This is a genomic window from Wenyingzhuangia gilva (assembly GCF_030519655.1).
Taxonomy (GTDB): domain Bacteria; phylum Bacteroidota; class Bacteroidia; order Flavobacteriales; family Flavobacteriaceae; genus Wenyingzhuangia; species Wenyingzhuangia gilva.
Genome location: NZ_JAUMIT010000009.1, coordinates 1 through 25,517, shown reverse-complemented (window position 1 = coordinate 25,517; position 25,517 = coordinate 1). Strand labels below are relative to the sequence as shown.

Genomic DNA, 25,517 nt, shown 5'->3' with positions numbered 1-25,517 from the left:
AATATATTTGCTATTATAATAATGATAGAATATCATCATTTTTAAAGGGAATGAGCCCGATAAAATATCGAGCTCATATCAATAATTAAATTTTTAACCGTCCAACTTTTTGGGGGCTGTCCAATTTGTAGGGGATTTTTTGTTTTATAACTTTTTAGCGTTGTGCACTTTTTGTTTGGTCAAGGCTATTTCTAGCACTTCTTTCATTTCAGACACGTAGTGGAATTTTAATCCTTTTACGTAAGATTCTTTAATTTCCTCGATGTCTTTTTTATTGGCTTCACACAAAATAATTTCTTTGATATTTGCTCTTTTAGCAGCCAATATTTTTTCTTTAATTCCACCTACAGGCAATACTTTACCTCTTAGCGTAATTTCTCCTGTCATGGCAACTTTAGATTTTACTTTACGTTGTGTAAAGGTCGATACTAAAGAAGTTAACATGGTTATTCCGGCACTAGGTCCATCTTTAGGCGTTGCTCCTTCTGGTACGTGAATATGTACTTTATATTCGTCTAAAATCTTTTGTTTAATTCCTAAACTCTCTGCATTCGCTTTGATGTACTCCAAAGCAATGGTTGCAGATTCTTTCATTACCGTTCCAAGATTCCCAGTAATAGACAATCCTTTTCCTTTCGACAAAATAGATTCAATAAACAAAATATCACCTCCAACACTGGTCCAAGCCAAACCTGTAACCACTCCCGCTACATCGTTGTTTTCGTACTTGTCACGTTCCATTCTGGCAGGCCCTAAAATGGTTTCTATTTTTTCGTTGGTCAAAACCACTTCATACTCCTCTTCCATGGCGATAGATTTGGCAGCATAACGAACCAATTTCGCAATCACTTTTTCTAAATTACGAACACCAGATTCACGAGTATATCCCGTAACCACAAATTCTAATTGAGGTTTCCCAATTTTTAAATGAGTGGCTTTTAATCCGTGTTCTTTTAATTGTTTTGGTAACAAATGTCTTTTGGCTATTTCCATTTTTTCTTCAATGGTATATCCAGAAACGCTAATCATTTCCATACGGTCTCTTAATGCCCAAGGAATATCACCAATACTGTTTGCCGTAGCAATAAACATGGCTTTAGACAAATCGTATCCTATTTCTAAGAAATTATCGTAGAAAGCTGAATTTTGTTCAGGATCTAATACCTCCAACATGGCAGAAGCTGGGTCTCCTTGCATTCCAACAGCCATTTTATCAATTTCATCTAACACAAAAACAGGATTGCTTGTTCCCGCTTTTTTAATGTTCTGAATCAACCTACCTGGCATGGCTCCAATATAAGTTTTACGGTGCCCTCTAATTTCAGACTCATCACGTAAACCTCCCAAGGCCATTCTCACATATTTTCTACCCAAAGCTGTGGCAATAGATTTTCCCAATGATGTTTTCCCTACACCTGGAGGTCCGTACAAACAAATGATTGGAGATTTCATGTCTCCTTTTAATTTTAACACCGCCAAGTGTTCTATGATACGATCTTTTACTTTTTCTAATCCAAAGTGATCTTTATCTAAAACCGCTTGTGCTTCTTTTAAATCAAATTTATCTTTGGTAAATGTATTCCAAGGCAACTCTAACATCAACTCTAAATAGTTGCGTTGAATAGAATATTCTGGCATTTGAGGATTCAAACGTTTCATTCTATTCACTTCTTTTTCAAAAGTTTCTTTTACCTCTTTAGACCATTTTTTGGTTTTGGCTTTTTTAAGCAATTCTTGAATTTCTACTTCATGAGAGTTTCCACCCAATTCTTCTTGAATGGTTTTTAATTGCTGATGCAAGTAATACTCACGCTGTTGTTGGTCTAAATCTACCCTTGTTTTGTTCTGAATGTCATTTCTCAATTCCAAACGTTGCAATTCGGTATTCAACTTTTTTAGTGCTGCAATGGCTCTATCTTTCAAATTGTTAATTTCTAACAATTCTTGTTTTTCTTCTACTGACAAATCAATATTTGAAGAAATAAAGTTGATTAAAAATGAATTGCTCTGAATATTTTTAATGGCAAAAGTACCTTCAGATGGAATGTTCGGATTTTCTTGAATGACGTTCAAAGCAGTTTCTTTAACCGTTTGAATAATCTCTTTAAACTCCTCTGTATCTTGCACAAACATATCATCTACAATCTCTGTGGTAGAAGCCATAATATAAGGCTCATTTTGTACTACCGCATTTAATTTGATACGTTTTTTTCCCTGAATGATTACGGTTGTATTTCCATCAGGCATTTTTAAAACACGTAAAATTTGCGCAACTACTCCTGTGTGATATACATCCTCAAAAGTTGGATTTTTACTAGCAGGATCTTTCTGAGCTACAATCCCTAAAATCTTATCGCCTTTGTTCACTGCTTTAATCAATTCTATAGCTTTATCTCTAGTTGCAGTAATTGGAATTACCACACCTGGAAACAAAACAGTATTTCTTAAAGGTAAAATGGGTAAGGTTTCAGGCACCAATTCCTTATTCATTTCCGCTTCATCTTCAGGAGTTAATAAAGGAATTAAATCTGAATCTTCATCAATCATGTTATGAAAAGATAAACTGTCTATTTTTATGTTTTTATGTCTACTCATATTTTATAAATGTCATTATGACATTGTCTAAATTTTTTAATACTCAATTGAACACACAAAAGTACGGAAAATCAAGCATGTATTATTCGCTTTTGCTAATTAAGACAATTTTAATGCCAATACCAATCAACATGACAAATTGTAAAATTGTTATGGTGAATTAAGGTCAGAACGCTTACTTTTGCCATATGAAAAGAGTATATTTAGACAACGCAGCCACCACTCCTATGCTTCCTGAAGTGATAACAGTGATGACGGAAAGTATGAATACCCATTTTGGAAATCCATCTTCTACCCATGCTTTTGGACGTAGTGCCAAAGCGGTTGTTGAAAATGCTCGTAAAAACATTGCCAAACATTTACAGTGTACCACTTCTGAAATTGTATTTACTTCTGGTGGAACGGAAGCTGATAATTTTATTCTTAAAAATGCAGTACACCATTTGGGGGTACAACATATTGTAACGTCTACACTAGAACATCATGCGGTATTGCATACAGTTGATTTTTTAGTCACCAAAGGAATTCAAATATCGTACGTAAATACTTTAGAAAATGGAACGATTGACTATGCGCACTTAGAAGAAATTTTGGCTAATAGCACCCAAAAAACATTGATTTCTTTGATGCATGTAAACAATGAAATTGGAACCATTTTAGACTTGTCAAAAGTAATCGCCTTAAAAAAACAATATCAAGCATTGTTTCATAGTGATACCGTACAATCTATAGGACATTTTGAAATAGATTTATCAGCTTTAGAAATTGATTTTATCACTGCTGCTGCACATAAATTTCACGGCCCTAAAGGAATTGGTTTTGCTTTTTTTAGAAAAGGAACAGGTATTCATCCAGAAATTCTAGGAGGAGAACAAGAACGTGGTTCTAGAGCAGGAACCGAAAACACTGCTGCCATTGTGGGGATGGAAAAAGCTTTGTCTATTTGTGTACAAAACTTAGCACATGATGTTGCTTATTTAAAAGATTTGAAACAATATTTTATCTCAACTTTAAGTACAAAAGTTCCCAACATCAAATTTAATGGGGTTTCAGGAGAGCTAGATAAAAGTACGCATACCGTTGTAAACATTCAGTTTAACAAAGATTTAGCCATGTTGTTGTTTCAACTAGACATGAAAGGTATTGCGGTTTCTGGAGGGTCTGCTTGCCAAAGCGGAAGCAACAAAGGTTCACATGTACTCCAAAGTTTTTTAAGCGATGAAGCACAACAAAACACTTCTGTACGTGTGTCTTTTTCTAAACTCACCACCAAAGAAGAAGTTGATTCTTTTATGGAAGAGATTGTGGGGGTGGTTTAGGCTATAAAACTTTTATAAACTCTCCTACTACTCTCATATTTTGACAATTTTCTTACTATAATAGGATGTTTTAAATCTACTTTCTACTGAAACTAATTCAACGAAGCTATGATAATGAATATTATTATTTACATTAGTGTTACTATTGAAAAATTAAAAGATGGCAAATAAGTATTTGAATTTTATTTCTGATGAGCATCTTATGAAGTGTATTGAAAATCTTCATAAATCATATACAAAAGCTAAAGCTAACGTTAGTAAAAAGAAATTTTACAATAACAAAATTGATACTATAAAATTAACTTTTGATGCTAAATTTAACGATTTAGATGAAGAAACTTTAATTAAGACTGAAATAAACAGACAAATAGATAAATCTATTAATAACTCTATAGGAACTTTTCACGAACAAATTTTAGGAGGGATCAGAGGGTTTGAAATGGGGAACTTAAGTGGATTTGATATTAAAGCAATTGACAATACGTTGTTTGCTGATATTAAAAACAAACACAATACTATGAATAGTAGTTCTGCTGAAAGTTTATTTCAAAAATTAGCTAAATACGCTGATACTTATAAACAAGCTAAGTGTTATTGGGTACAAATTCTAGCTAAAAATAGCTTTAATGAAAGTTGGTTTGGTGAAATTAATGGAAAAGAATACAGTCACTCTCGGGTTTACAAAATTTCTGGAGATCAATTTTATAAACTATTAACTGGTAATGAGAATGCTTTTTTTGAATTATACACAATTTTACCTCAAGCAATATCTGATTATTTAGCCAATAAAAAAGAAGATGAGTCTATGAATAATTCAGCCCTAGAAGAAATTACTAAAAGCTCAATTTCATCTAAAAGAAGTATTCTAGATAAAATTACTTTTGAAAATTACGCATATTATTCTGGTTTTGATAAACTTAAATAATATTGATTTAAAAATTTAATAATAGAATAACCTATTTCTGTTCCTAAATTACAAGGTACGGCATTACCTATTTGTTTATATTGTTGAGAAATTGACCCCATAAACTTCCAATCGTCTGGAAAAGTTTGTATTCTAGCATATTCTCTTACTGTAAATGGACGTGTTTCTTCTGGATGACATCTTTCGGTTTGCTTTTGGGCAGGACTACAAGTAAGTGTTAAACTTGGTTCATCCCAACCTATTCTACGTGCAATACCTGTTTTACCACCTCCTAAGTAAAAACTTTTTCCCATATATTCCTTTTGAATATCTAAAGGTAAATTTCTCCAATATCCTTTTTGAGGTACTAATTCTAAAACTTCTTTTTTATGCTTAGGATATTTAGAACCTTCTGATTTTGGCACATCACAATCATATAATTCACCTTTTTTGAGTGCATCTATTAAATTGTATATCTTATTGTGAGGTTTTGGATATTCATATCTTAAATTAATATCTTTTCTTATTCCAACTAGAATTACACGTTCTCTTTTTTGAGGAACTTTATAATTAATAGCTTTTAAAACTTTAACAGGAGTAATATTATATCCTATTTCATCTAAAATAGAAATCATTCCCTCTATCGTTTTTCCTTTATCGTGAGATAATAATCCTTTTACATTTTCTCCAATACAAATAAGTGGATTAACTTCTTTAACAGCTCTAGCAAACTCATAAAAAAGAGTACCTCTAGCATCTTGTAAACCAAGTTTTTTTCCTGCATAACTAAATGCTTGACAAGGAAATCCTCCTGTAATAATTTCTACTTGATTTTTATACTCCTTAAAATCATAGGATTTTATATCTCCTTCTAAAATATTCCAATTAGGTCTGTTTTCTCTTAGCGTTTGGCAAGCCCATTTATCTATTTCATTTAAAGCTACACATTTTATACCTGCTTTTTCTAAACCTACTGCTAACCCTCCTGCCCCTGCAAAAAGTTCAATTACTTTGTAATCTTTAATAGGTTTTATATAGTTATTAACAGTATCTTCGTAATCAATAGATAGTTGTTTTAATAAAAAATCAACCTGTTCTTTTTTATAAATTCTATAATCACTAATAGGTTCTCTAACAGCAACAAACTTACCTTCTCTATCCCAACGCCTTAGCGTTTCTTTACTCTTTCCTAAAATTTCTGATACCTCGTTTAGAGAATAATAATCTTTAGTAACCATATTACACAACCTTATACATTGGTTACAAATATAATATAATTTATTATTGAAATAATATATTATTTAAAAACAAAGCAGATACAGTGCACAAAATATATTTAATTTTTTTTAGTATATTCTTATAAGTCAGATTTTACTCATCTAAAAAAAAATTAAATTCAAACGTTGCAATTTTAAAAAGCACCTTTACTTTTACTTCACTGCAAAGTTCCTCTTTACAAAGAGGAACGTTGCGTTTGCACAAAAGAAACGTTGCAGTTAATCAAGAGGAACGTTTCTTTTTTAGAATAGTATATTATTAAAAATTAAAAACCTATAAAAACATATTTATTAGATCTAAACACTTACACCAACGCTTGTCTTAACACGGTTACCGCATGGAGACTATTTCTTTGGGTTCCGTCCTTTATTTGGTGTCGGCAACTGGTTCCTGAAGCCACAATAAGGGTCTCTTCTGAAATATTTCTCACTTTAGGAAACAACGTATCTTCTCCCATTTGCATGCTTACCTCGTAATGTTCTTGCTCATAACCAAAAGAACCTGCCATACCACAACAACCAGTGTTTAAAATGGTGACTTTATAATTTGGAACTATGTTTAACATCTCAAATGTATGCTTACTGTTACTCAACGATTTTTGATGACAATGCACATGTATTTTTACTTCTTTTTCTACTTGCGTAAAAACAGTTGGCGATATATTTCCAAGTTCTATTTCTTTACTGATAAACTCTTCAATGGTAAAAGTATTTTTTGCAATTGTTTGTGCTTTTTCCTTATGATTACACAATCTTAAATATTCATCTCTAAAAGTCAAAATTGCCGAGGGCTCTACCCCTACCAAAGCATTTTCTTGATTGATAACCTGACTAAAAACAGTCACATTAACATTGGCTACTTCTTTGGCTTCTTTTAAAAATCCTTTAGAAATCAAAGCCCTTCCACTTTGCTCGTGTTCCAAAAACACCACTTGATAATTAAGTTGATGTAATAGTTCTATGGTATCAACTCCTATTTGTACATCATAAAAATTAGTAAACTCATCATTAAAAAAATAGACTTTTTTAATAGGATTTTGAAGCTGTAACTTTTCTTGATGATGTTCAATCCATTGAATTAAAGTAAAACGTTTTAGACTTGGCAAAGTTCTTTTAGTGCTAATACCCAATATTTTTTTAGCTAAAATGGTATTGCTAAACATATTAATCAAGCCACTAAACACTGAAAATTGCTCATTGATGTTGTTTATTTTGGCAAACAATTTATTTCTAAAAGAATAACCATTGGCTTCTTGGTATTGATATAAAAATTCAGCTTTTAATGTAGCCACATCAACATTGCTAGGACATTCACTGGCACAGGCTTTACAGCTGATACATAAATCAAACACCTTTTTTAAAGTCTTATCATCAAATTTATTCTTAGCATTGTTGTTGGTCAATACCTCTCTTAAAGCGTTGGCTCTGGCTCTTGTGGTATCTTTTTCGTTTTTGGTGGCTCTATAACTCGGACACATGGTTCCACCTGCTTCAACCGATTTTCTACAATCTCCCGAACCATTACATTGTTCTGCCAAACGTAAAATTCCTTGATTTTCTGTAAAGTCCATCAAAGTATTGATTTCGGGTTCCATCCTATCAACCTCATAACGCAAGGCTTTGTCCATAGGAAATGGATTGATGATTTTTCCTTTGTTAAAAATATAATTAGGATCAAAAGTTTCTTTGAGTTGTTTGATGAGCGCATAATTTTTTTCACCAATCATCATGGGAATAAACTCGGCTCTTACAATTCCATCACCATGCTCTCCACTTAAAGATCCTTTGTATTGTTTTACCAATTGTGCAACCCTTGTGGTAATGGTTCTAAACAACATTACATCATGAGTTTGTTTTAAATTTAAAATGGGACGTAAATGAATTTCCCCAGCTCCAGCGTGTGCATAATACACCGCTTGCTGATTGAATTCTTTCATCATTTTAGAAAAATCAGCAATAAAATTAGGTAAATCTGACAAGCTAACTGCAGTATCTTCAATACAAGCCACCGCTTTTTTATCACCAATTAAATTCCCCAAAGCCCCCAAACCTGCTTTGCGTAAATCGTGAATTCCATGGATATTTTCTCCAACAATTTTAGGATGTGCATATCCAAATCCATGATTTTCGAAATCAGCAATCAAAGCATTGGCTTGTTGTTGAGCCTCTTCAATAGTATCGGCAGCCACTTCTAACATCAAAACGGCAGCAGGATCTCCTTGTAAAAAAGTCCTGTTTTCTTGTTGAGAGCGGATAGATTTGGTACAATCTAAAATGATTTTATCCATCAATTCACAATTGTACAATTTGTGTTTCATGGCAATCACCACAGATTCCATACATTCTTGAACGGAATCAAAATGCGAAGCCACCATGACATTTTGCGTGGGTGGAATATCATCTAATTGTAACGTAATTTCTGTGGTAAAAGCTAAGGTTCCTTCACTTCCACACAATACTTTTGCTAAGTTTATTGTTTTTTCAGTCCCTCCAAACATTTCAAACTTTAACAGTTCATCAATGGCATATCCTGTATTTCTTCTATGGATATCTGCATTGGGAAATTCTTTAATAATTTCTTGCTGAACCTCATGTTTAGAAAACTGATTTAATATCATTTTATAAATATATCCTTCTACAGAATCTAAAGTTGCTTTTTGTTTAAAAACATCGGCAGAAATCGCTTCAAAAACCACTTCATTTCCATCACTCAAAATCGTTTGCAAACGAATAATTTTATCACGTGTCACTCCATAACGAATAGAAGTAGTTCCAGAACTGTTGTTTCCCACCATTCCCCCTATCATACATCTATTAGCAGTAGAAGTATTGGGTCCAAAAAACAAACCATCCGCTTGAACAAAACGATTCAAATCATCACGAATCACTCCTGGCTGAACAGTAATTCGTTTGAGTTCTTTATTGTAGTTTAAGATTTGAGTAAAGTGTTTTGAAACATCTACCACCAAACCATCTCCCACACATTGACCTGCCAATGAGGTTCCCGCTGTTCGTGGAATTAAACTTATTTGATGTTGATTGGCATAATCAATCAATCTTTTTATATCACTTTTAGATTTAGGATAAGCAACGCCCATCGGAATCTTTCTGTACACAGAGGCATCGGTAGCATAAATATTTTTATGGAGTTTATCTGTTAAAAGACTCCCTTCTAATTGCTTCTCTAATTTTTTTAGTGATTTGTTCATAAGTTTAAAAATAAATAAATGGAATGAAATTTCTATACGAATAGTAGTGTAAAACAAAAGTTTCTTGTTTCATATAAAAACAACTCAAAACCTGAGATAAACTTATAATCTAATTCTTTTAAAAAAACATTTGTGGTTTTATACCTACTTTCAATATACTCAAGTATATAGTTTTGTGTAGTCATATAATGATTTAAAGTGTCTTTGGTTACTTTGTCCTTAGCAAGGGAATTGTAATATTTAAAGAGGTCAGTAAAAGAATAGTTTTGAGTATCTAAACCTAAATATCTTGCTTTTACTCGTTGTGATGTGATTAATTTTCCTTCAAGCTCTAACTCTCTATAAGCATTGGATACTTTAGCTTCTTCTTCTTTTATAAACTGATTAAGAACTCTAGCTTCATTGGAATTTCCTTTGATTTTAGACTTAGAATTATCCCAAGAATCAATTTTAATTTTCTTGTTTAAACTAATATTAGATCGTTTAGAATTAATGGTAATTCTAAAATAAATAATTGCGTATCCTGGTTCAATCTTTTGTGTGTACAACCAGATAAGTAATGAATAAGTGTTTGATGATACCATAGTAATCGTCTTTTGTGGTGAAACATAGGACGAAAGTCAAATCAAACTAATAGTATCTTTTCAAGGTAAAGAGGTTAGTATTTTTAAAGTTTAAATTGTACTAACCGAATTACTGACCTAATATATGAAATATTTTGGTTTTCATTCAAATCAACACAAATAAAAAAACCTTATAAACATACAGTTTATAAGGTTTTGGGCACTTTTGTGATAAAAGTTGCGGAGAAAGAGGGATTCGAACCTCTTTTATAAATGCCCCGTATTTATACTGCTTATAGTAACCCTATAAAATGTGTTGACCGAATTGTGAACATATTATTTGTATAAATATACGTTCATTTCACTTCCATTCTTCTATACAAATTTACGACTTAACACTCTATAAATCAATATAAATGATGTTAAATTTTATGAAACCTGTTTCAAATATTGATTGATAATTTCAATATTTATCCCGCTATATTCAGCGAATTCTTCAGAGGTAATAAATTGGTGGGGTTGCTTATCAAAATATTCTCTAATCTCTTTTAAAAGTCTCCTACCATAACGTTCACTTCTTCCAGTAATACACTGAATGTCTTTTGGATAAATACATGCTCTGGTAATTTTCATGATTTTATACTTTAACTATGCTTTATCTATACTTTATCCATGGGGTAAATATACACCATTTCGGAAAGAAAAGCTTTTAACGGCCTGTATAACACCTTGTTTTTGATTTCTATATAAGATACTAATTCTTTTGCTATAAATCTTAAAATCATATTATTATGGCAAAACAAACAGGTATTATCAAACTAAAAGGAACTATCGGAGATATTTCTTTTTACAAAACTACTGACGGGCATTTGGCTCGTGGTAAAGGGGGAATTGACCCAGAGAGAATCAAAAATGATCCTGCGTTTCAAAGAACACGTGAAAACGGTTCTGAGTTTGGAACCGCTGGTAAAGGTGGAAAGCTTTTAAGAAATGCAATTCGTATTCTTTTACAGAATGCTAAAGACAAACGTGTGACTAGTAGATTGACTACTCAAGTATTAAAAGTAGTAAAAACGGATGCTGGAAATCCACGTGGTCAAAGAACCATTCAAGGAGGAACTTTTGGTTTGTTAGCAAACTTTGAATTCAACATCAATGGTAAACTAGGGTCTACTCTTTTTGCTTTGTACACGCATGCTTTTGATCGTGTAACAGGGGATGCAACGGTAAACATTCCAGTGTTTAAACCAAACGTGCAAATTGCTGCTCCTGCTGGAACTACACATTTTAAAATTGTGACTGGGGTTGCTGAGTTGGACTTTGAAAATGAAGCTTTTGCTTTTGACAATGATGAAACAGCAATTTTACCATATGATGGTAATGATACTGCTATCATTGACTTGACTGCTTCTGCTCCTGCAAACTCTGTACTTCCAATTGTACAAGTTTTAGGTGTTGAATTCTATCAAGAAGTAAATGGTGAAATGTACCCATTGAAAAATGGTTCTTACAATGCTTTAGCAATCAAGATTGCTGAAAAAGTGTAAGTACATGGATATCCATTTACATAGAACTTATTTTAAAGAGAGTACCAACGGTGCTCTCTTTATCCATGATTCTTTTTTTGGATTCTGTATCGAGTTGCCCTGGTTAAATAATCATAGAAATGTTTCTTGTATTCCAGAGGGAACTTACATTTTGAAACCAAGGTATTCTCAAAAATTCGGACATCATTTGATTTTGGAAAATGTTAAAAATAGGACACTTATTTTGATTCATCCTGCCAATGATGCTTTGAAAGAACTTAAAGGCTGTATCGCTCCTGTAACTTGTTTATCAGGTATTGGAAAAGGTACTTCTTCCAAAAATTTATTAAACAAATTGGTTTCTAAATGTTATCAGGCTTTTGATAGAAATGAAGTCATAAGGTTGATTATTCAATCATAAAAAGAATAAAATTTTTACTTACTGTTCTTTTGCCTTGATGCAAAATGAACCAAAAAATCAAGACTTCAAGAACATTGCTAAAAAGCAAACTTCATCCTCTAAAACAAATGAACTCACTAACGTTCAAACAGCATTTGTTTTAACGCGAATTTCAGTTGCTTTTATAACGCAATAACCTTGTATGTCGATATTATTAAACCTAAAAAATTAAAATCATGAATATTCAAGAAAGATTAACACAACCGACACCTTCATTTTTTAGAAAACTTAGAAACATTGGTTTGGCTCTTGCAGCTGCAAGTGGGGCCATCTTGGCTGCCCCAATTGCTTTACCTGCTGCTGTGATTAGTATTGCCGGATATGTAGCAGTAGCCGGAACAGTTGCTACTGCGGTCAGTCAAGCTGTGGTGTCTGATAAAAACTAAAAAGCTATGGGAAATCTTCAATTAAAATCAACGGTGTTTGGAGGTACTTTATTTACTACCCTAGCGAATATCAAACTACACGATGTTTATTTCACGGTTATCATGGCGGTCATTGGTGCTGTGGTCAGCTTCTTTGTATCGCTCCTTTTACGTAAGATTTTTTTGAAGTAACTTCTAGTTGTTAGCCTTTAGCTATTAGCTGTTGGCAAAATATTAAAATCTCCTGGTCTTTTGATCAGGAGATTTTTTTTATGCCTTGATTTTATGCTTCTTTTGAGAAAAACAAGATTGTATATAAGCTTGTTTTAGTTGGTCTATTTTAGAAAGCATTTGTGTCAATCTGATTTGTTCTTTGGTTAATGTTTTAATGATTTGTATATGTTTCACAACCTCAGCATTTAAAGACAAACCTTCTTTTAAAGCCTTATAACAATCATTTATAGTGATAAATGGAATGACACTTCCTTTCAAATAATAGGCGAAAAAACCGCCTATTTGAAGCATCATTGATAAATGAAATAAAGTGTTTTTATCCTCTTCTGTTGTGGTGGTCACCACAAAGCAGTTCGGACAAGGATTGTACAGCGGTTTACCACTGTTCAATCCTTTGTTTAAAATAAAAAAGTGTGGTTGGTCGTAGGTCATCCCTACTCGGTGAGTTTTGATTTCAAAAAAGTGCATAGCTATCCAATTAAAGTTGCTACACTGCGTTCCGCAACAATATTTTTTTGGAGAAAAAAGATGCCTATAACATTGTTGCTGTGGCAGATGCTGTCAAGCTTTTTGGAAAAAAGTTTGGATGGCAAATGTGTTGGGTGGTATTGAGAAAGTTATCAAAGTTTTTATCAAAACCCGGAGGGCTTGAACTTGATAGCATTAAGCGTTGGATGAAGGAAAGCAACGAAATTTGCAACCTTTTTTATTTAAATAATATCTTTCTTTTCAAAGGCTTAAAGCAAGTGGTTTGTAATGTAACGTAGTGGAATGAAAAACCTCTTGCTGTACGGTGCTGAGGTGGGTATATTTTAAACAATCAGATTAGAATAAAAATTATTACCGACCGCAAGCACATTGCAAATTGGAATTGTAAACTTTCTTATGATGATAAACTAAATGTTTTCTTTTTTATAAAATGTATCGATGGACTGAAATGAGGTAAAACAGCCTTGAGCCAAACGGTGGGCTGAGTGTGCAAATAGTGGAACGGTTTGCGGACACAGACCAAGCGCTAGCGAGCCGCCTTGCGAGTGGAGCAACGGGTGTTGCAAAGAAAAGCATGAGGAACGAATGTGGTTTGCAGCTATGTGTGGAGTTGAACGGCAGGTTTTTGTATTTTTTCAAACAAAAACCTAGAGAGAAACGGAACAATACACAAGGGTGCAGATTTAATTGCTAGAGCCCTTCGACAGGCTCAGGACAGGCCGAGGGCGGAGGCAACACAATCAAGAACCGCAGCCCGTAGCGACCTGCAAGGCGAGCTAAAATTATGGCAATGGTTGGATGTGTTGTGGCTGAACGAAATGAACCGAAGCCATGAGTGTGAATGAAGTGAAGTGACAAAAGCAGACAAAGGAATTGCCGTGAGGACTGATTGAGGAACGCAACAACCGTGATAAACTTGGAGCGTAGCGAAAACCCAAAGGGCAATAACACTCTTTTTTTGAACTTTAAAAATAATAGGAAAGCTTAAAAAAAGTGTGTTATGGGTTTGGCGGGGTTGTTTGCTGACGATTGAAGGAGGAACACCGCTTTACCTCGTAGTATTAAATTATTTGAGTAATACCTAATCTACTTGAGTAAGCACTATATTCAACTTGAATTTCAGATATTAGTTCTTTATTGAAAACTTTTACTTTTTCAAATCTTTCTTCAAAAATTTCTTGAGGCAAAGAAAACACATACCTAAAATCAAATAATAAAGTACAATTTGTTTCGCCATCTGAAAAAGAAAGATGATCATATAATTTTAATGACAATGGTTCTTTACTAGCACCTTTAAACTTATTCTTTTTATCCCTTACAGGTTTTTTTACTAATACACCACTTAATAGTTTTAAGTTTTTTCCAAACTTGTTTTGAGCTATATCGCAAGGTCTTGATACTATCACTGCGATATCAAACATTTCGGGTTTGTTTTCTATAACACTAATTTGATTACTCAAAAACCTTAATACTCCTTCATCATTTAGTATGCTATAATTTTTTCTTAGTGATATATTTTTAAAATAACTAATTAGTCCTGAAGTAATATAATTTGATTGAAAACTATTTTCAATCAATTTGAAATGAAACCAAGAATTCAGTTTAGAATCAATATCAGTAACTGGAAAAACTGGAATATTGTAAAGTTCATCTTTATTAACTTGTGAAACAGCCTGGTTTGGTCTTGTAATTTTTGAATTAGATGTAAGAATATTATCTAAAGCATCAAATAACACCTCTCTCTTTGTGTTTTCTTTATCTGTACCAATAAGAAAAGTTCCTCCATGACCTATAATTATCTTTTGCAATTTTTTTCTTAACGCATCAGTATTAGTGTTTTTTGATAAATGACCGATAACAATATTTGATGAATTTAGTATACTTTTTTTCCAAATAGAAAGCTCTTCGATTTCAGAGATAGCTATTAATTCTGAATTAATTTTTTCTTTAAGTTTATTCCATTTAAAAGAGCTGTCTTCATTTTTATATTCTTCATTTTTTGTTTCTACAAAAGTAACGAATGGTTTTTTTTCTATTTTTTCTAACTCCCGTATGACTTCTTGAGCATGATGAGTGTCTTTAGACCAAATAACTAAGATGTAAAAAGAATTTTTTGAAATAATACTGTCTATCCACCCTAAACATAACTCAATATCAAAATCATTACCATAATATAAGTCAAGGTAAACCAAGTTTACGTTCGTATATTGAGTGTTTGGTAAAGGATCACCATCTACTAAATCTGCATTAAAGAATTTAACACCAGCACCTTCATTTCTATACAATTTAATAATACCATTTACTTGTTCTTCTTTATCATCAATAAAGACAATATTAGGCTCAAATGTTAACATAAACTATTGATTTTTATTAAAAGTTATTTTAAGAGCTGCTCCTCTATATTTTTCTGGTATTTCAATATTTTCTAATTCAGATTCTTCAAGCATTTCAAATTTTCCATATTTCATCATAATTGTATCAATTAAGTATAATCCTATACCAATTCCATCATCTTTTCTTGAAAAAAAAGGTCTTACTAAATCAGTGATCTCGTCTTTTAAACCAGGACCATTATCAACAATCGTAATTACTGGAAAATCATTTTCTAAATATGTTTTAATATAAATACCTTTATCGTGTTTATATATAGTATCTAACCAGTAGATACTATTGTCTATTATGTTCATAACCATTGTCATAAAGTATCTTTTATCACATTTAATAATTTCGATTGTATCATCAAAATTTGTTAAGACTTCAATTTTTCTAGATTTTAATTTGTAACTATAATTTGAAATTGCTTTCTCTATTGATTCTTTTATATTAATTGGTTTGGATCCTCCTTTTCTTAAAACAGATAAAATACCTTGTACATAGTCATTAAGTTCGTTAACTTTCTCGTTACCTAATGCTGGTAAAAATGGAGTAGCATTAATAACCTCTTTCATTCTAGGTACTAATTTTTCTATTTCGTGGAGAGCAACAGATGCTGTCATACCAACACCTGCAGGAATTAAGAGTATGTTCTTTTTTTCTTCAAAATCCTTTTGAAGGTTTTCAGCTTCTATTTTTAATTTTTCTTTTTTTTCTTTATCTGAAAAATCAGTAGAATCTATTAAATCATTAAATAATGAGGTTTGATCTTTATAGCTTTTCTTATGTGTAATTTTATGATTTAATGCTAACCATTTTTCACGATCTTTTTGCCTTCTAACTTTAAAATCTTCAATAATTAAGCGGATGCAATCATAAAATATCGAGAAGTTATTGTCTTCTACAAACCCCTCTCTATTTGTTTTTTCAATTAATTTAGTTGAATTAATTGAGTCAAGATAAACTGTTCCGATTACTTGATTATTGGAAAACCATTTCTTATTCTGAACTCTTTCAATATCAATATTTAACCAATCATTTCCAGGTTCACCATAATTAAAAACTCTCATATCATCTTTAAACACCTTTATACCTGAATTTTCTTTCAGAACAGATTTAACCGTTTTCGAATCATATGTATAATCTTTAAATGAATCCGGATCCATATCATATGAATGGATTTCAACCATGATGTTACCAAAAGGATTTTTCGACTCTTCTAATTTATTAAGAACTTCATTAATTTCATCAGTATCTACTAAGTCTTGTAGCATTCTTTCCCTGATTTTAGGTCTTAATAAGCCTCTTACATTTTCTTTAGAATCGTTTATTATATTTTCTCCAATTTCTGGATTTAAATTAAGTTTAAACTCATAATCAACTTCCAAATTATAGTTTTCATCCAAAATAGCAGTATAATGGTAAGGTGCAATCTTTAAAACTTCCGTTGCATCTGGAAACCCTTCAAGCCAATTATTTCCAAACTCTAAGTTAATTTTAAAACTGTTTAAATCACTCTTAGGTGAAACCATTGAAACTACATTACGCTTTAAACTTCTAGCCATTCTTCTTGTCCAAGGCTCTTTTAATGAAGTTACCTCTATAAGTGTACCTGAATTTTCTTTAAAATGAAATTTTGATTCATCCTTATTTGTTTGCCAAGTGATTGGTATGTCTTCCAAATATTTAGATTGTGAAAATGCTATCCAGTCTATTGTTAATGTAATTTCATAATCTAAAACTTCTTTATTTATTACACCTGACTCATTGACTATTATTTTAGCTGGACGAGTTGTTAATTTTATTACGTTACCTAGCTTATGTACTGCAAATCGACCAACTCCTTTTTCACCCATTGGAACCCTATTAAAAACAGGACTTCTATTAATTACGCGATTTCCATTATCATCAATTGGTTTTCTATGGTCGGTACCTGGTTCAAGCCAAACATTTTCTATTACTTCACTTGTTAATCCAGTACCATTATCTTCAATTATTACTTTAGCCTCATCAATATTTTGAATATTTGAAAAAGAAACATTTACAAAACTAGAATCAGCATCATAACTATTTTTAACCAACTCATATATAGCCATTATAGGGCTTTTTATAAGTTCTTCTCCTAACAATCTTAAAATGTGTGCTTTTGGTTTAAAGTGTTTAATGTTTTCCATTCTAAAGTTGTTCTCTTATTTTATTTGCAATTTCATTTGCCATTAGAGGAGGTACAGCATTTCCTATTTGTCTAAAGGCTGCCGTTCTTCCTCCTTCAAAAAAGAAATCATCTGGAAATGATTGAATTCTTGCAGCTTCCCTCACAGATAATGATCTTACTTGTTTTCGATCAGGATAAATGTAATGATGTCCATCTTTAGCTATATGGGCTACCATGGTATGCGATAATCCATTAGAATCTACTACCTTATACCTATCTATAAAAGATTTTTGATTTTTATGCGTTTTTAATCTCTCAGGTAAATCAGGATATTTTAATCTTTGTCCTTTTTCAAAGTTTTTGATAGCGATTTTATAAATTTCTAAATCTCTTTCGTTATGAGGCCTAGCTATGTGCTGTGTTACAAAATCAACACCGTTTCTTAAATCAAACCTTGACAAGTATTCATTAGTATCGGCTTTATATTTAGTTATATTGTTTTGTTCCCCTGGTTTTAATTTTTTCAAATCTGTCAGTAGATCACTTACCGTCCAAATATTCGCCGTTTTCTGAAATTCTGGTAACTGAAAATCAATATCTTTTCTCCATCCAACAAGAATAATCCTCTTTCTATTCTGTAATACACCAAAATCTGATGATGTTTCAACTGTGTGATTTAATTCATAACCAATTCTTTTAAAGTAAGCTTTCATATTTGTGAAAAACTTACCCTCATTTGCTGTTATTAAACCTAATACATTCTCAAACACAAATACTTTGGGGCGATATTCTTTTAAAAACTTAGCGTATTCTTTATATAAATAGTTTCTAGAATCATTTTTCATTCCATCTTTATCCCTAGCTCTACCAATTAAAGAATATGCTTGACACGGAGGACCTCCAACAACTAAATCAATTTCTTTGTTTCCTGCTAATGCATTAATCTTATTAAAAATATCTCTATTATTATTTCCACCAATCTCTGTATTAATCACAGAGTTTAATATTTCTTTATTTCCATTATTTATAATAAAATTCTCTCTAGAAATATTACCTAAGAGATAGTCATAATAATGGTCTAATTTGTTTTCATGCTTAAGTTTATGAAAAATCAACCTAGTCTCTAAAGTATTACATGCGCTTGAATCAATCTCTACATGTGCTATAGGAGTGAAACCAGCCTTTATAAAGCCTTCGGATAAACCGCCTGCTCCAGAAAATAAATCTATAAAATTCATAACAATATAATATATCCAAAAATATGTTATTTAAGCGAATTAACCTGGTACGTACAAAAAAAGTTTTAAAGAATGACTATGTTTTATAGAATTTTAAAAAATGAAATATTTTATTTTTTAAAGGCAACAATTACTTAAATTGTTATTTATCAACTATAATCCTTAAGAATAATCTTTAGAAAACAACTCGAATTTACACTTTTTCCAAATTAAAATCAACTATAACTCTTTAACAACACATGTGCTTGCAAATAGCTTTTATTTGTTCTGAAGTTGAGCTTTTTTTCAAAATGTAAATTGATGATTTCTCCAAACACCGTTTGTTGCTCTAAGTGATTTACGAGCTTAATAATGGCATTATAATCTCCTTCAACTGTAAATTGATAGGTTTTAATCATCATCTCATTATTTGAGAATACATGAGGCTCTAAGAATTCGACGACTTTTAACTGATGTTCTTGGGATAAACTATTGATCTTTTTTAAAAGATTGTTTTGAATAGATCCCCCATCCATTTGATATTTTTTTAAAAGTGTATCATAATACTTTTTTTGTTGACTTAGTAAAGACAGCTGCTTAGGTGTGTTTTTGAATAACAACTCTTCTTCTTTTAAATTATGATAGGTATTTTTTAAGACAACTGTATTAGAAATAGCCAATTGATAACATAGTATCAATACCACAACAAAACCAATGACTAGTACTTTATTTTTAGTTTGGTATTTCATGAATTGATTTTGATTTTTATGCTAAAAAACGAAATTGATTTTTTAGCATCACTATAAGATAATACTTCTACTTTTTTTACCCATTCCTTACTTTCTAGTAATGCAATCCAATTAGAATACAGCACACTGTTGTTAGACTCTCCAGAAATTAATATGATATTCTCTTCAATAAGAATTGGTTTGTTCTCTTTGACTCTTTTTTGTAATGGTTGATATGATAACTCTGATAATAAAATACTATTGGGAATGCTTTGAATCATTTGATTCACATAAAAAGAGCTTTTAGAAGTGCTACTTTTTAAAATATCATCTGTTGTCTTTTTAGCTTTTGTTACTTCTTCTTTTAGTTTTATCATCTTGATTTTTGTACTCTGATTTAACTGTGCGGTTTGATTTAAACTTTCTACTTTATTATAATAGAAATTGAACAGCAAAAAATTAATCAATAACAGACACAAAATAAATGTTAAACCAAATTTTAAAAATTGATTAAAAAAACGAGTCTGTTTAAATGTAAAAAGAAGTTTCTCTATTTGTTCTTTAGCATTTGTTTCTGATTGATATTGATTCAAAATACTAGACAAAGCTGCTGAGGTGCTTAACATATAAAGATTTAAGACTTTTAAACCATTCATATCATACGCTTCTTCTATCATCTCGTCTTTATATTCTATCTTTTTTAAACAAGATGCTTCTATAGTCAACAATGCATTGGAGGTCTTTAGTAGTGGTTTGTCAATAAAAGAAACTGTGCTTGACATGATATTGTTCCCTAAAGAAAAACAGGTAATATAAAATCCCAATTGATGATATTGATCAATCAATGTATTTACATACGACTTTCTACAAATTGAAATAAAAATAGTTTCTTTTTGCTGGATGATTTCATAATAAAAGTCAGAGATATTAATATTAGGAAAAGCCTTGTTTACTGATTTTAAACCTCCACTTTGTTCATTGTCTAGAACCTTTGTTAAAACATGTTCGTTATTGATGATTAAAAAAAGAGCTTGCTTTTTATGTAACCTTGTAGCAACTTCATTTAACTCTTTTGAAGCAAAACAATTTTCAACATCAACCTTATTCTTAGATTTTTTTAGGAGACTGGTATAAATAATAGGATTACCATTTGTGGTGGTATGTTCTACACCACAAAAATGAGTACCAAATAACAGATATGTTTTTAGATTCTGAAACATTAATAAATGATTGTAGGTTTGATAAACACCGTGAGTTTTGTTTTAGAATCCTCTCTTTTTCTTGAACTAAACAACCACTTAATCACTGGAATTCTAGCCAATAATGGTACTCCATCACCGCTATCATCTTTCACCTGTTTTTCTAAACCACCCAAAACCACAATATCTTGATTTTGAACCCTTATAATAGAGCTAAATTCTTTAGAGCTAATATCTGGAGGTGCATTTTTATCAATACGACTACCAAAACTAGATTGTATTACAAAAATATCCAAAGTTACCTGTCCATCACCAGAAACTAAAGGTTTAATCGTAATTCCTAATTCAGCATCTATGGGTTCATAATTTGTAATTTCAGAAGTTTGAGGATTGTCTGTCCCATATATATTTCTTTGTGTTACTGTGTAATAAGAAGTCTCCCCATTAGAAAAAGTAGCTCTATGACCATTTAAGGTAGATAATTTTGGTGTAGATTTAATTTTTAAATTTCCATTTTTCTCCATGGCCTTTACGGTTGCAAAAAAGTTAGGCACTACTTTTCCCAAATTTAAACGATCAAAGCCATTAAATCCATTGATGACTTTATTGATTGTTTGAGCTCCTAAAGTTAAATCCGTTTGAGGAAACAATTTCCCTGAAGTCTTTTTTGGTTCCTCACCAATAGCCCAACTAACTCCCGTTTCGACTTTATTGATTTTATTCACTTCAACAAACATCACCTCAATTAACACCACGGGTACAGTTTTGTCAATATATTCAATAAACTTTTTCAAACGTTCTATTTTGGTACTAGATCCCGTTACATATAAACTATTTAATTCATGGTCAACTTTAATCTCTAATGATTCTGAAATTTCAGCAGGTATAATTTCTTCAATGGTTTTAGAAGGAGCCGAAGAAGATGAAGTATTCCCATGATAGCTTGAATTACTCAAAGAGGTTCTATTGTTGTTTAAAGTCAAATTATTTCTCGATTGACTATTATAGTTTTGACTATATGAATTGTTATAGCTATTGTTGTAGGAGTTTGAATTGTAATTGTTCCTACCTACCGTTCTACTACTTACACCACCTCCTGAAGGATCTGAAAGAAGCTCAACTGATCGATGCATTAAATGAATGACTTCTACTTTACGAACACTTAATTGATTTTCTGTTCCGAAATAATAAATATCACCTTCTTTTTTAAAAATGAAATTTTCGCTTGAACTTATGGGTTGACTTACACTTTGACGAGGATCTCTATTGCTATTATTATCATTAACACTCCCCATCAATTGAGTAGATGATTTCATTTGAGATTCGAAAATCTTTATTAACAATTCATCAAATGATATATTTTTTGCTTTAAATGTAACACTCCCTGCTTTCTCTAAAGGGGTTGCTGTAAAAATATTTAAATTCAGTTCCTCTCCTATTTCTTTTATAATGGTTTCTATAGATGTCTTATTAAAATTGACCTCTAATAATTTACGATCTACGTCTATCAGCTTATAAATATCACTCTGTCCTTTTCTTCTTCTAGCATTTTTTTGATTAGAATTACCTAAGGTCTCTTCTTCAAACACATAAAAATCATCTTTTGTTTTATGGACATATAAGTTATTCGCCAAGGCTAATTTATCCAGGGCAGCCTCAAAAGGAGTGTTTTTTACATAAAAGGTAATCGACTTGTTTTCTAATCCCGGAGCAAAAACCAAATTTTTAGCACTCTTATCCATAATGGTCTTAAAAACACTATAAAGCGTATGATTTTTAGCATCTATTGAAATGCTATTATTTTCTGGCTGATAAGCTATATAAGCAGGAATTTCTTTAGGAACTTCTACAGGTGTAACATACTTTTTAATTGATAGAATACTTCCTGTAAACTCTATGGTTAACTGATATTCTTTACATAAAAAAACCAAAAGATCTATCACCCTAACACCTGAAAAATTATTATTAGAAATTGTTATATTCCTAAGTTCTGGAGCAACATTAATATTGATTCCATGAGTATTTGAAATAGCCAAAATAAAATTAGGTAAAGTAATATTATGTACACTAATTTCTGTTTTGGCTTGTTCAGACAAGCCGCTAATTTCTCCCGTTAACAGTTCTAACTGGTTTTGGATTGTTTGTATTCTTTTTTCTTCATTTTGTGAAAAACAAGTACAAGTAGTTAATAAAAATATATAGAGTAGTTTTTTCATAATCATCATTAGAATATCAATCAATTAATAAGGCATATACTTCATCTACGGAAGTCACCCCCTGTTTTATTAATGAAATAGCATTTAGTTTTAAACTGTAAATTTCATTTTCCACCAAATAATCATTAATTTCTAAATCGTTTTGTTTGATATGTGGTACTAGTGTTTTGGTTACAGGAATGATTTCATAAATTGCTTTTCTTCCCACATACCCTGTATGGTAACAATTTGGACAACCCATCGCTACATGATGCTTTGTTAAATCTTTAGGAACGCTAAAATTTTCTGGGAAAATTTCATTCGTTATTGGTTTTTCCTGTTTACAATCATCACATAATTTTCTGACCAAACGTTGCGCAATACTAACATTTAGTGTACTTGCTATTAAAAATGCAGGAATCCCCATGTCTATCAATCTTGAAATGGTTGCCCAGGCTGAATTGGTATGAATGGTTGATAACACCAAATGTCCTGTCAAAGCCGCTCGAATAGCCATATTTGCCGTTTTTACATCACGTATCTCCCCTACCATAATAATATCAGGGTCTTGACGTAGAAAAGTTCTTAAAGCACTAGAAAAATCTAACCCTATGTTTTCTTTTAATTGTACCTGATTGATTCCTTCTAAGGTATATTCTATAGGATCTTCAATAGTAACAATATTTGTTTTGTCATCGTTGAGCAATTTTAAGGTTGCATATAAAGTCGTTGTTTTTCCAGAACCTGTAGGACCCGATATCAGGACAATTCCGTTTGTCTTTTTTATGGTCTGTTTGTACGTTTTTAATTCCTTCACGGAAAAACCCAACTCATTTATATCAATATGATTGGCATCCTTACTTAAAATACGAAGTACTATTTTCTCTCCATGTAAGGTTGGTAAACTAGACACACGAATGTCAAACTCATCTTGTGAAGTTTTTATGGTAATTCTACCATCTTGAGGCAAACGTTTTTCAGAAATATCCAATCCAGCCTTAATTTTAAGTTTGTTTACAATGACCGGATATTCTGACAAATCAATGATGTAATATTCTTTTAATTTTCCATCAATTCTAAAGCGAACCCTACACTTTTGTTCATAAGGTTCAAAATGTATATCGCTACTCCCTATGTCTTTGGCAGACAATAATAGATTTTCTAAAAAATCTTCGGTATAGTGTAAATCTTCTGTTTGATGAGCCTCTGTTTTTCTAAAATTATTAGACAGAAGCAATTGGATATTTTCAGAAGTTTCAGCTAATAACTCTATTTGTTTTCCAAAAACGACCTGTAACTCTCTTTTAAGATTTTCTGTAGGCTTATGTGTTTTTAATGAAAGAATTTCATTTTTAAAATCAACAGGGATTATTTTATAATAATATGCTTGTTGACTACTGATTAATTGTAATAAAGAAGTCGCTATTTTGTAATCTTTCTCCATCATCATTATATTTTATATACTACTTCTAGCATTCCTACCCAATTAAACATGTAAACAATCAGAAAAAAAAGGCTCATATACCCTGCTAACGGAACTGTAGTATTAGACTCAGCAATTCTAGTCACATAAAGATGTATTCCTAATGAAAAAATTAACGCTGCTATAAAAATCACTATAAATGAAATGGTAGAAAAAGAACAGGACACTGCAAAAAACAGCAAAACATCTCCTAAACCAATGGTTTTAAAAAAAGCGGTACGAAGCTTTAATTTGCTATATAGCCAAAGAATTAGAATCAATAACAATACAAACAAATTATTCAACACCAAGGCATTGATCAACAATTCACTAAGGGTGTTTTGGTAAAATAATATTCCACATAAAAAAGCAACAAATGGAAATAAAAACCAATACACTTCCCTGTTTTTATAATCTTGAATAAAGATACTTACAAAAGTGATTCCCAATAAAAAATTTAAGAACCCCATATTAATCCTTTACGATTTGTTTAGGAACGCCCATTTCATCAATTTCCCAAACATTTAACACCCCATCCCCATCAAAATCTGTTACTGCGGTTGCTCTGGCTTTAAAACTATTGTTATTGGCATTTAGTAATTCATATTGATAATTACTCGTTCCATTTTCTTTCACCGTCTTAGGAGCCTCAAAATCAATTTCTGATAATTCATTGGCATATTTAGAATACATATACCTATACGTTGTTTGAGAGTTGTATATAAATTTTAACTGGGTTTGGGCTTCTACACTTTTTGTTTTTGAAATTAAGGGCATTAAGTTGGGTAAAGCTAACAATAGTAAAATTCCGATAATAACAAGTACAATCAATACTTCTTGTAAGTTATAACTGGGGATTTTAGTACGTATTTTTTGTTTCATAGTTGATTTATATCTAAAGATACTTTTGAGGATGTTCAGTGAAATGTGGTTTTGGATATGATGAATTATACAAGACAATTTCTAAGAATGGTATTGTAGCACCATCTTCTCTTTAATCTTTAAATATATAGATTGAAGAGAAGGTAATCGTATTGTAAAACCTTAGTTTTTGTATGGTTTTTTAGACTTACACAAAACCTTTCTCTTTGGCTATGTCAACTAGATATTTGTCTCCTCTTTTCTCGACGTTAAAAAGGTCTTTTAGATTTCTTTTTCGTCTTTCAATACCTGCCAATGATAAATTGATTCTTTTAGGTAAGTCTTTCATTTTAACACCCGTAGATAAATGGTATAAAATCTCTCTA

General features: G+C 31.4%; 22 protein-coding genes. 7 read left to right on the top strand and 15 right to left on the bottom strand.

Annotated features, from left to right (window positions below; genetic code table 11):
• The first annotated feature begins 5 nt into the window (after nt 1-5).
• On the top strand, nt 6-89 hold the full coding sequence (locus QVZ41_RS14610) for an IS3 family transposase (RefSeq protein ID WP_420896129.1): 84 nt from the start codon (nt 6-8) through the stop codon (nt 87-89).
• Nucleotides 90-144: 55 nt separating this feature from the next.
• On the opposite strand, the gene lon is transcribed toward QVZ41_RS14610, so the two are convergent.
• Nucleotides 145-2,595 (bottom strand): endopeptidase La, encoded by a 2,451-nt coding sequence (lon, locus tag QVZ41_RS13705; protein WP_302885205.1) that lies wholly within the window; start codon nt 2,593-2,595, stop codon nt 145-147.
• A gap of 188 nt (nt 2,596-2,783) precedes the next feature.
• Here lon and QVZ41_RS13700 point away from each other — a divergent pair, with 188 nt between their 5' ends.
• Together QVZ41_RS13700 and QVZ41_RS13695 are read left to right on the top strand one after the other, a co-directional pair.
• Nucleotides 2,784-3,914: a cysteine desulfurase family protein gene (locus QVZ41_RS13700; protein ID WP_302885204.1), complete on the top strand. Its 1,131-nt coding sequence runs from the start codon at nt 2,784-2,786 to the stop codon at nt 3,912-3,914.
• 160 nt (nt 3,915-4,074) lie between these two features.
• Nucleotides 4,075-4,839, top strand: a complete 765-nt coding sequence (locus QVZ41_RS13695) for an Eco47II family restriction endonuclease (RefSeq protein ID WP_302885203.1) — start codon at nt 4,075-4,077, stop codon at nt 4,837-4,839.
• Here the strand turns inward: QVZ41_RS13695 and QVZ41_RS13690 are convergent.
• From QVZ41_RS13690 to QVZ41_RS13675, 4 genes are all read right to left on the bottom strand, one after another.
• Nucleotides 4,812-6,056, bottom strand: a complete 1,245-nt coding sequence (locus tag QVZ41_RS13690; protein WP_302885202.1) for a DNA cytosine methyltransferase — start codon at nt 6,054-6,056, stop codon at nt 4,812-4,814. The genes QVZ41_RS13695 and QVZ41_RS13690 overlap by 28 nt on opposite strands.
• 344 nt (nt 6,057-6,400) lie before the next feature.
• On the bottom strand, nt 6,401-9,304 hold the full coding sequence (locus tag QVZ41_RS13685; RefSeq protein ID WP_302885201.1) for an FAD-binding and (Fe-S)-binding domain-containing protein: 2,904 nt from the start codon (nt 9,302-9,304) through the stop codon (nt 6,401-6,403).
• Nucleotides 9,305-9,336: 32 nt separating this feature from the next.
• Entirely contained in the window at nt 9,337-9,888 is a 552-nt protein-coding gene (locus QVZ41_RS13680) for a phage integrase SAM-like domain-containing protein (protein ID WP_302885200.1), read from the bottom strand.
• A gap of 408 nt (nt 9,889-10,296) precedes the next feature.
• Complete coding sequence (locus tag QVZ41_RS13675) at nt 10,297-10,500, bottom strand: hypothetical protein (RefSeq protein WP_302885199.1); 204 nt, start codon at nt 10,498-10,500, stop codon at nt 10,297-10,299.
• Nucleotides 10,501-10,658: 158 nt separating this feature from the next.
• Here QVZ41_RS13675 and QVZ41_RS13670 point away from each other — a divergent pair, with 158 nt between their 5' ends.
• The 3 genes from QVZ41_RS13670 (at nt 10,659) to QVZ41_RS13660 (ending at nt 12,239) form a co-directional block, all read left to right on the top strand.
• Nucleotides 10,659-11,414: a hypothetical protein gene (locus tag QVZ41_RS13670; protein WP_302885198.1), complete on the top strand. Its 756-nt coding sequence runs from the start codon at nt 10,659-10,661 to the stop codon at nt 11,412-11,414.
• Nucleotides 11,415-11,418: 4 nt separating this feature from the next.
• Complete coding sequence (locus QVZ41_RS13665; RefSeq protein ID WP_302885197.1) at nt 11,419-11,814, top strand: DUF5675 family protein; 396 nt, start codon at nt 11,419-11,421, stop codon at nt 11,812-11,814.
• 215 nt (nt 11,815-12,029) lie between these two features.
• Complete coding sequence (locus tag QVZ41_RS13660) at nt 12,030-12,239, top strand: hypothetical protein (RefSeq protein WP_302885196.1); 210 nt, start codon at nt 12,030-12,032, stop codon at nt 12,237-12,239.
• A gap of 249 nt (nt 12,240-12,488) precedes the next feature.
• On the opposite strand, the gene QVZ41_RS13655 is transcribed toward QVZ41_RS13660, so the two are convergent.
• The gene (locus tag QVZ41_RS13655) at nt 12,489-12,920 is read right to left on the bottom strand and encodes a DUF6943 family protein (protein WP_302885195.1); all 432 of its coding nucleotides are present in this window, start codon (nt 12,918-12,920) and stop codon (nt 12,489-12,491) included.
• Between the two features lie 47 nt (nt 12,921-12,967).
• On the opposite strand from QVZ41_RS13655, the gene QVZ41_RS13650 reads away from it, so the two are divergent.
• Nucleotides 12,968-13,219, top strand: coding sequence for a hypothetical protein (locus tag QVZ41_RS13650; RefSeq protein WP_302885194.1), 252 nt, complete (start codon nt 12,968-12,970; stop codon nt 13,217-13,219).
• 783 nt (nt 13,220-14,002) lie between these two features.
• Here QVZ41_RS13650 and QVZ41_RS13645 read toward each other — a convergent pair.
• From QVZ41_RS13645 to QVZ41_RS13605, 9 genes are all read right to left on the bottom strand, one after another.
• Nucleotides 14,003-15,295: a hypothetical protein gene (locus tag QVZ41_RS13645; protein ID WP_302885193.1), complete on the bottom strand. Its 1,293-nt coding sequence runs from the start codon at nt 15,293-15,295 to the stop codon at nt 14,003-14,005.
• 3 nt (nt 15,296-15,298) lie between these two features.
• The gene (locus QVZ41_RS13640; protein WP_302885192.1) at nt 15,299-17,488 is read right to left on the bottom strand and encodes a sensor histidine kinase; all 2,190 of its coding nucleotides are present in this window, start codon (nt 17,486-17,488) and stop codon (nt 15,299-15,301) included.
• 1 nt (nt 17,489) lies between these two features.
• Nucleotides 17,490-18,707 (bottom strand): DNA cytosine methyltransferase, encoded by a 1,218-nt coding sequence (locus tag QVZ41_RS13635; protein WP_302885191.1) that lies wholly within the window; start codon nt 18,705-18,707, stop codon nt 17,490-17,492.
• A gap of 215 nt (nt 18,708-18,922) precedes the next feature.
• The gene (locus QVZ41_RS13630) at nt 18,923-19,435 is read right to left on the bottom strand and encodes a hypothetical protein (protein ID WP_302885190.1); all 513 of its coding nucleotides are present in this window, start codon (nt 19,433-19,435) and stop codon (nt 18,923-18,925) included.
• On the bottom strand, nt 19,432-20,634 hold the full coding sequence (locus QVZ41_RS13625) for a hypothetical protein (protein WP_302885189.1): 1,203 nt from the start codon (nt 20,632-20,634) through the stop codon (nt 19,432-19,434). The genes QVZ41_RS13630 and QVZ41_RS13625 overlap by 4 nt, the downstream gene beginning before the upstream one ends.
• Complete coding sequence (locus QVZ41_RS13620; RefSeq protein ID WP_302885188.1) at nt 20,634-22,829, bottom strand: type II secretion system protein GspD; 2,196 nt, start codon at nt 22,827-22,829, stop codon at nt 20,634-20,636. The genes QVZ41_RS13625 and QVZ41_RS13620 overlap by 1 nt, the downstream gene beginning before the upstream one ends.
• Nucleotides 22,830-22,845: 16 nt before the next feature.
• Nucleotides 22,846-24,255 (bottom strand): GspE/PulE family protein, encoded by a 1,410-nt coding sequence (locus tag QVZ41_RS13615; protein WP_302885187.1) that lies wholly within the window; start codon nt 24,253-24,255, stop codon nt 22,846-22,848.
• A gap of 2 nt (nt 24,256-24,257) precedes the next feature.
• Nucleotides 24,258-24,740, bottom strand: coding sequence for a hypothetical protein (locus QVZ41_RS13610; protein WP_302885186.1), 483 nt, complete (start codon nt 24,738-24,740; stop codon nt 24,258-24,260).
• Nucleotide 24,741: 1 nt separating this feature from the next.
• Nucleotides 24,742-25,152 (bottom strand): general secretion pathway protein GspG, encoded by a 411-nt coding sequence (locus tag QVZ41_RS13605; RefSeq protein WP_302885185.1) that lies wholly within the window; start codon nt 25,150-25,152, stop codon nt 24,742-24,744.
• Nucleotides 25,153-25,517: the final 365 nt, after the last annotated feature.